The sequence below is a fragment of the Aeromonas sp. CU5 genome (assembly GCF_002586745.1).
GTDB classification, from domain to species: domain Bacteria; phylum Pseudomonadota; class Gammaproteobacteria; order Enterobacterales; family Aeromonadaceae; genus Aeromonas; species Aeromonas sobria.
The window spans coordinates 1,510,892-1,523,049 of the sequence record NZ_CP023817.1 but is presented as its reverse complement, the minus strand read 5'-3'; the positions used below and the strand labels follow the sequence as shown (position 1 = coordinate 1,523,049).

The window sequence follows — 12,158 nt, the reverse complement described above, 5'->3', positions numbered from 1 at the left end:
CCGTTTTTTTCATATGAAATAAGGAATAAACATGGCTCTTTTAACATTGCACGGCGCATGTCTGTCGTTCAGTGATTTCCCGCTGCTCGACAACGCCGAGCTCAGCATTGAGCGCGGCGAGCGTCTCTGTCTGGTTGGCCGCAACGGGGCAGGTAAATCCACGCTGATGAAAGTGATCGCGGGCGAATTGCCCCTTGATGACGGTCGCATGGTGCAGCAGCAAGATCTCAAAGTGACCCGCCTTGAACAGGATCCGCCCGCATCGAGCGAGCTGACCGTATTTGACTACACCGCCGAAGGGTTGGCTGGCGTCGGTGAACTGCTCAAGCAGTATCACCACATCTCCATGGAGCTGGCGCACGACCCCAGCGATGCCAACATCCGCATCATGAGCGAGTTGCAAGAGCAGCTCGATTATCAGAACGGTTGGCAGTTCGAGACCCGGATCAGCCAGGTGTTGACCCTGCTCAATCTCGATCCCGACGCGACCCTTGATAGCCTCTCCGGTGGCTGGCTGCGCAAAGTTGCCCTGGCCCGCGCACTGGCTTGCGATCCCGACTTGTTGTTGCTGGATGAGCCGACCAACCACCTGGACATTGAAGCCATCAACTGGCTGGAAGAGTTCCTGAAAGATTTTCGTGGCGCCATCGTCTTTATCTCCCACGACCGGGAATTTATCCACAAGCTGGCGACCCGGATCATCGATCTGGATCGCGGCGAGATCACCTCCTGGCCTGGCAACTACGATCAGTATCTGCTGGGCAAAGAGGAGTGGCTGCGGGTCGAGGAGCTGAAAAATGCCGAGTTCGATCGCAAGCTGGCACAAGAAGAGGTGTGGGTGCGTCAGGGCATCAAAGCCCGCCGTACCCGTAACGAAGGTCGGGTGCGCGCCCTTGAGGCGATGCGAATGGAGCGTTCCCAGCGCCGTGAGCTGCAAGGCAAGGCCAAACTGCAGATGGACGATGTGAATCGCTCCGGCAAGCTGGTGTTTGAAACCGAAGGTCTGGGACTGGACTTTGGCGCTCGTACCCTGTTCCAAGGGCTGGATCTGCAAGTGCTGCGCGGCGACAAGATTGCGCTGGTTGGCCCGAACGGTTGTGGTAAATCCACCCTGATCAAATTGCTGTTGGGTCAGCTGGAGCCAAGCCGTGGCTTGGTCAAGGGCGGCACCAAGCTGGATGTGGCTTATTTTGACCAGTATCGTGATCAGCTCGATCCTGAGCAGACGGTGATGGAGAACGTGGGGGAGGGCAAGCAGGAGGTGATGGTGCGTGGTCGCTCCCGTCATATCCTCGGCTACCTGCAGGACTTCCTGTTCGAGCCCAAGCGTGCCCGTACTCCGGTCAAGGCGCTTTCCGGCGGCGAGAAGAACCGTCTGTTGCTGGCCAAACTGTTCCTCAAGCCCAGCAACCTGCTGATCCTCGATGAACCGACCAACGATCTGGATGTGGAAACCCTGGAATTGCTGGAGGAGTTGCTGGCCGACTACCCGGGCACCTTGTTGCTGGTCAGTCACGATCGTCGCTTTATCGACAATACCGTGACCGGTTGCTGGCTGTTTGAAGGGGATGGCCGCATCAGCGATTACGTCGGTGGTTATGCCGATATGATGGCCACCCGCGAGCTGCAGAGCTCACAACAGCAGCTCAAGAGCACCCAGAGCAAGGCTGCTGATTCCGCGGTAGTGGTTAGCGAAGCGCCGAAGAAGAGCAAGAAGCTCTCTTACAAGCTGCAGCTTGAACTCGACGGTTTACCTGCTCGTCTCGAACAGTTGGAAGGGGAGCTGGAAGCGCTGCAAAGCGAGATCAACCAGCCCAGCTTCTTCTCCTTGCCCAGTGATCAAACCCAGCAAAAACTGGATGCCTGTAGTGCGGCTGAAGCCGCGCTGGAACAGGCTTTTGCCCGTTGGGAAGAGCTGGAAGGACTCAAAAATCAGGATTAAGTTCCCTGTCATTAAAACTTAATCCAGTTCAGTGTCTTGTGTCACATAGCCCGGTCAGGGTGAATGTTTTTGTTTGACCGGACCTGCTCGCTGGGGTAAAGATAAAGGCGACCGATGAACAATTGGTCGCTTTTTTTGTTCCACGAAGAGGGTCGTAGATGATGAAGAGACAGAAACGGGACCGTCTGGATAGAGCTCGTGCTCGTGGTTATCAGGCTGGCGTTGTCGGCAAACAGAAAGAAGCGTGTCCGTATCAATGTCTGGATGCCCGTGGGCATTGGCTTGGTGGTTGGCGTGATGCCATGGAAGGGCGGGGCTCTGGCCTCTTCATGAAGTAATCGATACTTCATCACATATTACAAAAGGAAAGGGGCCATCGAGGCCCCTTTGCGTTATTGCGGTTTTACCACTGAGGATAGTGATCAGAATGCGGTGGTATCTTTAAACAGGCCAACTTTCAGGTCAGTTGCGCTGTAGATCGGGCGGCCATCCACTTCGACGACGCCATCAGCGATACCCATCACCAATTTGCGGTTGATGACGCGTTTGAAGGTGATCTTGTAGGTCACTTTCTTGGCAGTCGGCAGGATCTGGCCGGTGAATTTCACTTCACCCACCCCCAGAGCACGACCCTTGCCAGGGCCGCCTTTCCAGCCCAGGAAGAAGCCAACCAGCTGCCACATGGCATCCAGACCAAGGCAACCAGGCATCACGGGGTCACCCGGGAAGTGGCAATCGAAGAACCAGAGATCAGGTGTAATGTCGAGTTCAGCCAGGATCTCGCCCTTGCCATGCTCGCCGCCGTTGTCATTGATCTTGACGATGCGATCCATCATCAACATGTTGGGAGCCGGTAACTGGCTATTGCCCTCACCAAACAGCTCACCACGGCTACAAGCCAGCAGCTCTTCACGGGTAAAAGAGTTCTTGCCCTGTTCGCACAGAGAAAGGGGAGCTGCGATGGTGGTATTGTCTACGGTCACGCTGAATTTCCTTCAAATGAGTAAAGCTGCGCCAATTTAGCTTACAGCTGTTCGCTAAACAACTCCGATCTCTTTATGAGCGACCAAGCAGGCGGCCCAACAGGGCGCTCAAGAGGCCGCCTTTTCGGCCGCTGCCATTCAATTCATCCAGTCGATCCTGGATCCGGCCAAACAGGGTATCCGGCATATCCGGCTCGCCAGCCACACAGCCGGTGAGCAATTCGATAGCCTCTTCCACGTGATAAACCGGGTGGATATGGAACTGGCCCGCCGCCACAGCGGCAATCACCTCATCAGAGAGATTCAACTGCTGAGCGTTGGTGCCGGGCAAAATAATCCCTTGTTTCCCCGTTATGCCGTGGATCTGGCATACCCGGAAAAAGCCCTCAATTTTTTCATTGACGCCACCCACGGCCTCGACATTACCAAACTGATCGATGGCACCGGTCACGGCGAACTGTTGATAAATCGGCTGGCGGGCGAGGGCAGAGAGCAGGGCGCATAGCCCGGTCAGTGACGCACTGTCGCCATCAATTTCATGATACGACTGCTCGAACACCAGATTGGCAGAGAGCGGGGTAGGGGTTTCAGCCCCGAACATATTGGAGAGATAACCTTGAATGATCATCATCGCCTTGGCATGAATGTGGCCAGCGAGTTCCGCTTTTCGCTCGATGTCGATCACATCGCCATCACCCAGATGCACGGTTGCTGTAAGGCGTACCGGTTCACCGAAATCATAGGGGTGGCCAGAGACCTGAATGACGGAAAGGCCGTTGATCTGGCCAATCTCTTCACCATCGGTCTGCAGCAAGATCTGGCCATCAATGACCCCCTGATCTGACTGTTCAACCAGATAGTTGAGGCGATAATCCTGCTCTTCCAAGGCCCCCCGAATATGGTCATCGGTGACGACATCAGACTCCAGCTCGCGGGCCAGACTATCCGACATCCGCATGATGGCGGCCAGTTGTACTTCGGAGAGAGACAACCACTCCTGATGATCGCACAGTCTGCTGGCATGACGGCAGAGCGCGGCGAGGGCGGCAGGAGTAAAGTCCAGCAGGTTCCAGCGCAGGCGTAACCCAGCCAGATATTGCAAAAACTCCTGCAGATCTTCCTCGATATTGACCTCGGAAACCAGATCGGCGCGCAGGAAGATACGCTCGGACATATCGCGATCCAGCATCTGGAACTCTGCTACCTCAAGGCGATCACCCACCAGGATCAGCTTGAGCTTGATCGGCGTCGCTTCAGGGGTAAAGAAGGGGGTCAGGGTTTTCCCTTCCTGATAGGCGTTCCAGTCCAGCTCGCCTTTTTGCATGGCATTCTTCAGCTTGAACCAGAGGTGGGGCTGATCAAGCAGCTCATCCAGTTGCAAAATGAGATAGCCGCCATTGGCTTCGCGCAGCAAGCCAGGCTCCAGCAGGTGCTGGTTGGCATACACAGAGCCTTGCTCGGTCTGGTAATTGATGGAGCCAAACAGGGTATCCCAGTTCAGGTCTCGCCCATAAACCACCGGTGCTTCTTGCTGCTCGTGATGGATCAGCAGATTAATCAGCACTGGATGTTGAAACTCCAGACCCTGGGCTACGTGAGCGGCCAGATCAGACAGAAAATCATCGATCTTCGGATCATTGTTTTGCTTGCGCATGATGCGGGTGACCAGACGCTCCGCATCAAGATGGAGGCTCATCAGTTTGAGCAGCTCGCCAACCATTTCGCAGAACTCGATACCCGTGCCGGGTTGCAGCCGCAGCCAGATAGGCTTGAAGGGATTGTTCAGATTCTCGGTGTAGCAGAGATCAAACAAATCGGCATCTTTGCCATTGGAGTCGGCAATAAGGGTCTGACAGACGCCTTCATAGTCTGCACCCGGAAAACCGTTGAGCAGCATTACCGGACAGTCACCATCAAAACTGGCCAAGCGTTTGACCGCGGAGATGGCTCTGGGTTGCAATGCGGCAAAGGGGATAGGTTCAAGCTCACTGAGCATGGAGAACTGTTCAATCGCAAAAGCGGGTTTTAATTGTTCTGATGTTAATTCAGCCACTTAAGACATCCGGTCGAAGATAGGATCAATTGTTGCCATTATACACAGTTCAATTAGTGGTAACAGGAAACAAGATATTGAATTTAACATAATATACATTATGCGCAGTCATGCTTGTTGGTAGAACAAAGGGGCCAGAGGCCCCCAAATGCTGAATCAAGCTTTTTGCTTGGCAAGCTGCGCCTGATCATATCTTCGAGCAAGCTCCATTGTGTCATGCCAATCTTTCTGGCCTTGCTGAACCATCTTTGCCGACAACACATCATAAACGGGCTTGTAAGCCTGCTGTATTGCTTGTTTCATCGTATGCACAGGACAAGGATCATCAACAATGCTCTGGAAATTTGGCTCCAGATTGAAGCTGGGAAGCTCACAGCCATGTTGCAACAACTGCTCCACGAGCTGTTTAAGCTGCATGTGCATTGCTAGTGCATCCGCTTCTGTTTGGGGCCTGCTACTGAAAAAGACAGATCGAAAGTTATCTTCTAACACACCAACAGCGGAAGGTTCACGGTGCATAAAATTCTCCATAGTCCATAGAAAGAAGTATCAAAACGCTATGCCGATAACTAGCTTTATCGGCACCAAAATGGTGATCGACTATCTATCTATCTATCAGTCGTTCAATTTGGTCACTGACTGATTTGCGCCAGATGGCCTGGCTGGCCAAGCAAAGTGCCTTGTTAAAGGCGATTCCGTGCTTTGATGCCAAGGAGACGGCGACAAAGCGGGCCTGCTGTCAAGGGTCTGCACTACCTCTGGAAACATCCGTTAGGGTTCAATCCCCTACCCCACTTCGACAAAATGACCGCGCGGATGCTGGATAAAGTGCAACCGAAGGCTGAAGCAGCCTGTGCCCTGCTCCGACAGTTTGTGGGTCAATTCATGCTTAAGGCACGTTTGGCGATGGCTAATGTGGGTGGTTGGCAGGTTAAATAGAGGCTGTTGTTAAATTGCTGCAAGATGCGCTTGAGTTCATTCATGTCCTCGGGGTGGAGAGTCAAGGACCAAAGCGCTCTGGGCTGGCCGTGCTGGAGGCCATTGGTGTAGATGATGGTGCCCTCTTCGATACGTAGTTGTTTGCAGTGCGCTTCCATTTGCAGACCCACATTTGGAAACCAGATATGCAGGGTTCCTGAAGAGATAAAGGTGAACTGGGCTACCAGAGTTTCTTCACCGACGATCCTGAATGTTTTTTCCACCACCGCGACTTGCATACCTGCTCCTTGGTATCGAGGTAAATACTGACATAAACATCATCAATGGTAGCTTGATATGCAAGGGCATGGTAACTATAAATATCAATGTTATTAAAGTGTTATCACCACAGTTGGCACAATCAGAATCTTTCCGTTGCCGGTGCTTTACTCCTATTTATGTCGGCGTTGATGGTACAACCACGGAATGAAAGCCCTGCATCTTGCGATGCAGAGCTTTGTTGAATGTGATCAATACAATCAGGCTGCCAACCAGCGCTTACGTTTGGGCATGGGGGTCGAGTGGTGCAATGGTCGGGACTGAGTACAGATCTCGATGATCAGTTTTTTCAGTTCACTCATATCGGTACCCTTGAGTGTCAATGACCAGAATGCCCTCGCCTGGCTGTAGTGCATGCCATTGGTATAAAGCAGGGTGTCATTTTCAAAGCGAAGCTGATTGTAGGGCGCTTCCATCTGCAATCCGGTTTCAGGAAACCAGATATTCAAGGTGCCCGAGGGGATCAGGGTAAATTGCGCTATCAGATCGGTTTGTCCGACCAGTTTGTAGGTTTTTTTGATGATATCTAGCGGCATAGGGTTTCTCGATTTTTCAGCAAGCTATTTAATTGTTTGTTTTCTCTGCTGCGGGATGGATGTGTATCCTGCTAATGGCAATGCACTCGTCCCTTACCGCTTCGTTATTCCCTGAACCGCTTGCCACCCCAGAGAAGTACAAAATAGCAGCGCCAGCTTGAATGAGACCTTAATGAATCATCTGTTGTTTTAAAAACAAACAACAAAGAACAGGATAAAGACTCACAACCTTGCATTGCTCAATATCGTTATCTCTCACTACTACCCCAGCCGGTCGAGCGGTTTTTGTTGGGCACTCTCATGCCGTTCGCTGTTACTGGTGTGCAGATATTTAGAGGTGGTGTCGATGCTGTCATGTCCGGCATCGGCTTGTACGTGTGATAGTGGTCGCCCATGCAGATTGATATCGTGGGTGATCCCGGTATGGCGAATGGCGTGGGGTGATAGTTGCCGCATTTCAGCCCCATCCTGGGTAAATCCATCCCGCTCTGCCAGATCTGCGCCCTTGCCAATGATCATCATGATCAGGTCTCGTAACTGACGAATGCCCAGATTTGCATTGAGTTCGCCCTGCTCACGGCCATGGGCTGCTGCTTTGTGGCGAACGAACAGAGGGGTCTGTTCATCCGGCGTCGGCAGAGGAGCAAGGCCGAGGAAGCAACGATAGCGTTCAAGCGCAGCCAGCAGCGCTTGGGAGACCGCCACGGTACGCCGCTTTCCCCCTTTGCTTTGTGGAATGAAGTAGCCCCACACACCGGTTTTGCGATCCCGGCGAAACTGCCCCATCACCGGAGTGAAACCTGGCCTGGCTGCGACCTCCGAGATCCGTAGATAACAGGCATACATCAGGATGGTGAGAAAGCGGCTGCGTTCGTGCTGCTCGGGATGCTCGCGGGCCAGGGTGTCGGCCGCCTGGATCACGTAGGACCACTGCAACTCGCTGAAGCATTGAACTTGATCATCGGCCTCTTGCTGTTGTGGCCGCTTGACTCGCTGTAGTAACAAGGCGGGGTTCCTGTCCATGTACTCCTCCTGGATCAGGAACTGGAAGAAGGCGGACAAAATGGCGAGTTTGGTCTTCATGGCCTGTTCACTGAGGCGATAGGGCAAGGTTCGCCCCAGTTCCCGTTTGCCCAGAAACGGGCGCCACTGCGCATTGGGTAACCGCTCCCCCCACTCCTTGTCGAGGACGAACTGCGCCACGTTGCGATAGGCGATCAGCGATTCTGGCGGGGACTGACAGTAGTCGAGATAGCGCATCATGATGCGGCGGGTCAGATCCTTGGGGTTGATGGCAGCCTCGCAAAAGCACCAGTGCAAAAAGGTGGTCAGCTCACTGCGATAGGTTTTGTAGTTGTTTTCACTGTTGCGCTGTTCCAGCAGCCAATCGACCGCCAGTTCGTAAACCAGTCCGGCATCGGGCACATCGTTGAGGCTGAGGTTTACAAGGTACTGATTGACTTGCGGGTTGCCAGCTTCCAGATAGATCAGGCTATCAAATAGCGGCATGGCTGGCGGCAAGGATAAAGCGTGTTGAGTCATGGTGTTGCTTGTTGGTGATGATGTGAATTGGTGTGGGTCTGTGAGCAGAGACGATAGAATAGGACCTAAGCCGTGATGCATGAATACGGCTTCTGTTGGTGTCTGTACTGTCCCTTGCTGTTGCTGTTGCTGTTGCTGATTGAGGTCTCCGCGAGCGGCCTGGCCGACAACCTCGCAGTTGTTTGCTCGTTGGATCGGCTGATGTAGCTAGTCACTGCGCACTATTCAGTTATGCATTGTATATGCACCGTTGTTAAAAATTTCTCGGGGTAAATAGCCGTGAAAATGATTTTAAATGCAAATTAATTGAATGGCTTGAGCTGTTTATCCCGAGAAATAGCAGGTCTGTGCAATCAGGCGACCTGTTTGAGCGGTTTCTCTTTGCGCTTTGCTGCCGGCGTCTGCTCTTCTTCTGGACTGGCTGCTTGCACCTTACCGCCACGCAACAGGGTTTGCAGCACGTCACGTTGTTCCGCCAGATAGAACGCCAGACTTTCTTGCTGCTCTGGTGCCAGTTCAATCGGTGCACCGGCGAGCAGGGTCATCAGTTCATCGGCGGTATCCAGCAGCTTGTCGTAGGCATCGGCCTCTTTTTTGCTGGCAAAGGTCATCTTCTCTACTCCCCCACGAACAACCACATATTTGATCTCGACAGCCATGATAGCCTCCTCTTGGTAATGGTGAATAGAGTATATGTATGGATATACAGTATTGCAAATCCACGTATCGAACATGGCCTGTGGATACCATGGATAAACGCGGGTTAGCTCAAGATATAGGAAAGTGCCATTTGACATCCACGCCTGACTGGTCGGATCATTGACCCATGACTATCGTACGACACCTGTTTATTTTACTGATGGTGGAGGTGCTGCTTCTGGGGAGCATCGCCCATCTTGTTATGAGCCTCTCTTGGCCGCTTACCCTGTTAATGGTGGTGTTCGCCCTGCTGGCGTTGCGCTGTCTGGTGGTGCTGGGCAGCTGGCTGTTTACCCGCTTCTACCCCTCCCCGGCCATCGGCACTTGGGCGAGAGTGAAGATGATGGCGCAAGAGATGCTCGCCTACCTCTACACCTTTACCTGGTTACTCCCTTTTGAGCCGCTGTTGATGGCATCTGATCGGTTGCCAGCCTGTCAGCGGCCGGTGTTGCTGGTGCACGGTTATGGCTGCAGCAGGGGGATCTGGCGCACTCAGCGTGCCAGACTTGAAGCGGCTGGCCATGTGGTGGCCACCATTACCCTGATGCCACCGTTTGGCCATATCGATGAGATGGTGCCGTTGCTGGCCACCCGGATTGACGATGTGCTGGCGCAGACCGGGGCTGACAAATTGGTGCTGGTCGGTCACAGCATGGGCGGGTTGGTCTGCCGCGACTATCTGGCGGTCCATGGTGGTGACAAGGTCGCGCGCCTTATTACCCTGGCAACCCCCCATCAGGGGAGCCAGCTTGCCGCACTGGGGCTGGGGGCCAATGCCCGGGAAATGGAGCCCGGCTCTGGCTGGCTGCAGCGTTTTTCCTCGGTGCCTCTTTGTGTACCCGGGATCTCGGTGCGCACCAGTCATGACAATGTGGTGATGCCCCAAGAGCGGCAACGGCTGGCAGGTATGGAAGACCTTGAGTTACCTGCCATTGGCCATCTCTCGCTGCTCTATTCGCGACGTACCACCGACCTGTTGTTACGTCTGCTGGCTCGCGCCTGATAGCCGGATATAAAAAAGGGGCCTGATGATTCAGGCCCCCTTTTTTTGTGGATGAATTGCCAATCGGTTAGAAATGGATCCCCTTGATCAAGGTAGACACGGCAATCTTATCGGCGGCTGCTTTGGATTTATCCCCATCTTTCGGGTCGGAAAATGTGCGAAAACTGGTGTTCATGATCACCTGGGCAACACGCGGTGCCAGCGCATGGATCACCTGACCGAATACCCCAAGGCGCGTCGCCAATCGAACATGCTTGTTGATGATGGTATCGCACACCAGATCGGCTGCCTCTTCCGGTGTCATCATCGGCACTTGGTCATATTCTTTGGTGGGCGCGACCATCGGCGTTTTCACCAGTGGCATATTGATGATGGAAAAGCTAACCCCTCTGTCGGCAAACTCTGACGCGGCGGTGCGCACCCAGGCATCGAGAGCAGACTTGGAGGCCACATAGGCAGAGAAGCGCGGCGCATTGGTCAACACCCCGATGGAGGAGATGTTGATGATGTGGCCTTTTTTCTTCTCAATCATGGTGGGCAGCACGCCCATGATCACCTTGAGCGCCCCGAAGTAGTTCAGTTGCATGGTGCGCTCCAGATCGTGAAAACGCTCGAACGAGTCTTCAATGGAACGACGAATGGAACGACCGGCATTGTTGATCAGAATATCGACCCCACCGTGATCCTCGACAATTTGCCTGGTAATCGCCTCCCCCTCGGCCAGATCGGCAAGATCCCCCTGATAGACCTCGATGGCGAGGCCCAACTCGGCAAACTCGGCGCGGGTTTCGGCAATTTTTTGCTCATCGCGGGCAATGGTCACCACGGTCGCTCCCGCCCCTGCCAACTTGCGTGCAGTGGCGCGACCAATCCCCGAGGTGGCACCAGTGACTAATACCACCTTGCCTTCGACCCGCCCGCGCAGGGAGCGGTCGATAAAGAGTTCGGGATCGAGATGACGCTCCCAGTAATCCCACAAACGCCAGGCATAGCTGTGCAATGGGGGTACCTCAATGCCAGAGCCTTTCAATACCCGCTGGGTTTCGCGACTATCGAAACGGGTGGGATAGCTGATGAGGCGGAACATATCTTTGGGCAGCCCCAGATCGGCAATAGCGGCATCGCGGATCCGGCGTATCGGTGCCATGGTCATCAACATGGCGCTCAGATGACGGGGGATGAAGTTAAACAAAGAGGCATTAATGCGAATGGCGGGTTCGGGCGCGTGGGCCGCACGGGCAAAGGTGCTCAGCATGTCGCCGACCCGCATCGGGTTGGGATCCGTCAGGTGAAATGTTTTGCGATCCTCGCCTTGCTGGTGGGCGATGTAGACCATGGCGTCTACCACGAAGTTGACCGGTACGATATTGATGCGGCCCCCCTCTACACCGATGGCAGGCATCCAGGGCGGCAACAGACGGCGCAACTTCTGGATGGTTTTAAAGAAGTAATAAGGGCCGTCGATCTTGTCCATCTCGCCAGTATTAGAGTCGCCGACCACAATGCCGGGGCGGTAGATCCGCCAGGGGATGGTGCATTCGTTGCGCACAATCCCTTCTGATTCGTGTTTGGTCTGGAAATAGGGCAGCTCGAGGTGTTCGGCCTCCTCAAACATGTCTTCCCGAAACAGGCCATCGAACAGTCCTGCTGCGGCGATGGAGCTGCAGTGATGGAAGTGCCCGGCGCCCAGACGATCGGCAAGTTGCACCGCCTGGCGGGTTCCCTCGATATTGACCTGCTGCTGGATCCCCTCTTTGGCATTGAGATCATAAATGGCAGCCAGATGGAAAAAGTGATCGATACGGCCACTGAGCTGCGCCAGCTGCTCGGTTGATATGCCCAATAGTGGTAGCGTGATGTCACCAAATACCGGGATGGCTCGTTGTTCATCTACTTGCCAGAAGGCAAACAGGTCGGTCAGTTTTTCTTGATGGGATGAACGCATCAAGAAATAGACTTTGTTGTCGAGTGACGCATCCAGTATTTTTTTAATCAATCTGTGGCCTATAAAACCACTACCACCTGTAATGAAATAGTTCATGTCATCGTTCCGCTACTGATTTGGCTATTACTTACCGTTAGATATATCACGATTCATATGGAAATCTGCAATTCAATAACCAGTTCGTGAGCTATCCCTAAG

General features: G+C 53.7%; 11 protein-coding genes. 3 read left to right on the top strand and 8 right to left on the bottom strand.

The window, feature by feature from the left end; translation table 11 throughout:
* Positions 1-31: 31 nt before the first annotated feature.
* Both CK911_RS06770 and rmf read left to right on the top strand, forming a co-directional pair.
* On the top strand, positions 32-1,942 hold the full coding sequence (locus CK911_RS06770) for an ABC transporter ATP-binding protein (RefSeq protein ID WP_098969420.1): 1,911 nt from the start codon (positions 32-34) through the stop codon (positions 1,940-1,942).
* Between the two features lie 161 nt (positions 1,943-2,103).
* Positions 2,104-2,280, top strand: coding sequence for a ribosome modulation factor (gene rmf / locus CK911_RS06765; RefSeq protein ID WP_082186839.1), 177 nt, complete (start codon positions 2,104-2,106; stop codon positions 2,278-2,280).
* A gap of 84 nt (positions 2,281-2,364) precedes the next feature.
* Here the strand turns inward: rmf and fabA are convergent, their stop codons facing one another.
* The 7 genes from fabA to CK911_RS06730 form a co-directional block, all read right to left on the bottom strand.
* Positions 2,365-2,925, bottom strand: a complete 561-nt coding sequence (gene fabA, locus CK911_RS06760; RefSeq protein WP_098969419.1) for a 3-hydroxyacyl-[acyl-carrier-protein] dehydratase FabA — start codon at positions 2,923-2,925, stop codon at positions 2,365-2,367.
* A gap of 73 nt (positions 2,926-2,998) precedes the next feature.
* Complete coding sequence (locus CK911_RS06755) at positions 2,999-4,978, bottom strand: Lon protease family protein (protein WP_042023424.1); 1,980 nt, start codon at positions 4,976-4,978, stop codon at positions 2,999-3,001.
* Between the two features lie 156 nt (positions 4,979-5,134).
* Positions 5,135-5,497: a hypothetical protein gene (locus CK911_RS06750; protein ID WP_098969418.1), complete on the bottom strand. Its 363-nt coding sequence runs from the start codon at positions 5,495-5,497 to the stop codon at positions 5,135-5,137.
* A gap of 359 nt (positions 5,498-5,856) precedes the next feature.
* Complete coding sequence (locus tag CK911_RS06745) at positions 5,857-6,195, bottom strand: hypothetical protein (protein ID WP_098969417.1); 339 nt, start codon at positions 6,193-6,195, stop codon at positions 5,857-5,859.
* A 240-nt stretch (positions 6,196-6,435) separates the two neighbouring features.
* A complete protein-coding gene (locus CK911_RS06740) occupies positions 6,436-6,771 on the bottom strand; it encodes a hypothetical protein (RefSeq protein WP_052443858.1) in 336 nt (111 codons plus the stop codon).
* 261 nt (positions 6,772-7,032) lie between these two features.
* Positions 7,033-8,280: a tyrosine-type recombinase/integrase gene (locus CK911_RS06735; protein ID WP_172954092.1), complete on the bottom strand. Its 1,248-nt coding sequence runs from the start codon at positions 8,278-8,280 to the stop codon at positions 7,033-7,035.
* Between the two features lie 386 nt (positions 8,281-8,666).
* Positions 8,667-8,972: a YebG family protein gene (locus CK911_RS06730; RefSeq protein ID WP_042023440.1), complete on the bottom strand. Its 306-nt coding sequence runs from the start codon at positions 8,970-8,972 to the stop codon at positions 8,667-8,669.
* A 167-nt stretch (positions 8,973-9,139) separates the two neighbouring features.
* Here CK911_RS06730 and CK911_RS06725 point away from each other — a divergent pair, with 167 nt between their 5' ends.
* Positions 9,140-10,015, top strand: a complete 876-nt coding sequence (locus tag CK911_RS06725) for a triacylglycerol lipase (RefSeq protein WP_068978601.1) — start codon at positions 9,140-9,142, stop codon at positions 10,013-10,015.
* A gap of 67 nt (positions 10,016-10,082) precedes the next feature.
* Here CK911_RS06725 and CK911_RS06720 read toward each other — a convergent pair whose 3' ends face one another.
* Positions 10,083-12,056: an SDR family oxidoreductase gene (locus CK911_RS06720; protein WP_098969415.1), complete on the bottom strand. Its 1,974-nt coding sequence runs from the start codon at positions 12,054-12,056 to the stop codon at positions 10,083-10,085.
* Between the last annotated feature and the right edge of the window lie 102 nt (positions 12,057-12,158).

Coding starts and splice junctions, on each gene's coding strand:
- CK911_RS06745 (WP_098969417.1), bottom strand. CDS start 6,195: ATGCAAGTCGCGGTGGTGGAAAAAACATTCAGGATCGTCGGTGAAGAA.
- CK911_RS06720 (WP_098969415.1), bottom strand. CDS start 12,056: ATGAACTATTTCATTACAGGTGGTAGTGGTTTTATAGGCCACAGATTG.
- rmf (WP_082186839.1), top strand. CDS start 2,104: ATGAAGAGACAGAAACGGGACCGTCTGGATAGAGCTCGTGCTCGTGGT.
- CK911_RS06770 (WP_098969420.1), top strand. CDS start 32: ATGGCTCTTTTAACATTGCACGGCGCATGTCTGTCGTTCAGTGATTTC.
- CK911_RS06725 (WP_068978601.1), top strand. CDS start 9,140: ATGACTATCGTACGACACCTGTTTATTTTACTGATGGTGGAGGTGCTG.
- CK911_RS06740 (WP_052443858.1), bottom strand. CDS start 6,771: ATGCCGCTAGATATCATCAAAAAAACCTACAAACTGGTCGGACAAACC.
- CK911_RS06735 (WP_172954092.1), bottom strand. CDS start 8,280: ATGCCGCTATTTGATAGCCTGATCTATCTGGAAGCTGGCAACCCGCAA.
- CK911_RS06750 (WP_098969418.1), bottom strand. CDS start 5,497: ATGCACCGTGAACCTTCCGCTGTTGGTGTGTTAGAAGATAACTTTCGA.
- CK911_RS06730 (WP_042023440.1), bottom strand. CDS start 8,972: ATGGCTGTCGAGATCAAATATGTGGTTGTTCGTGGGGGAGTAGAGAAG.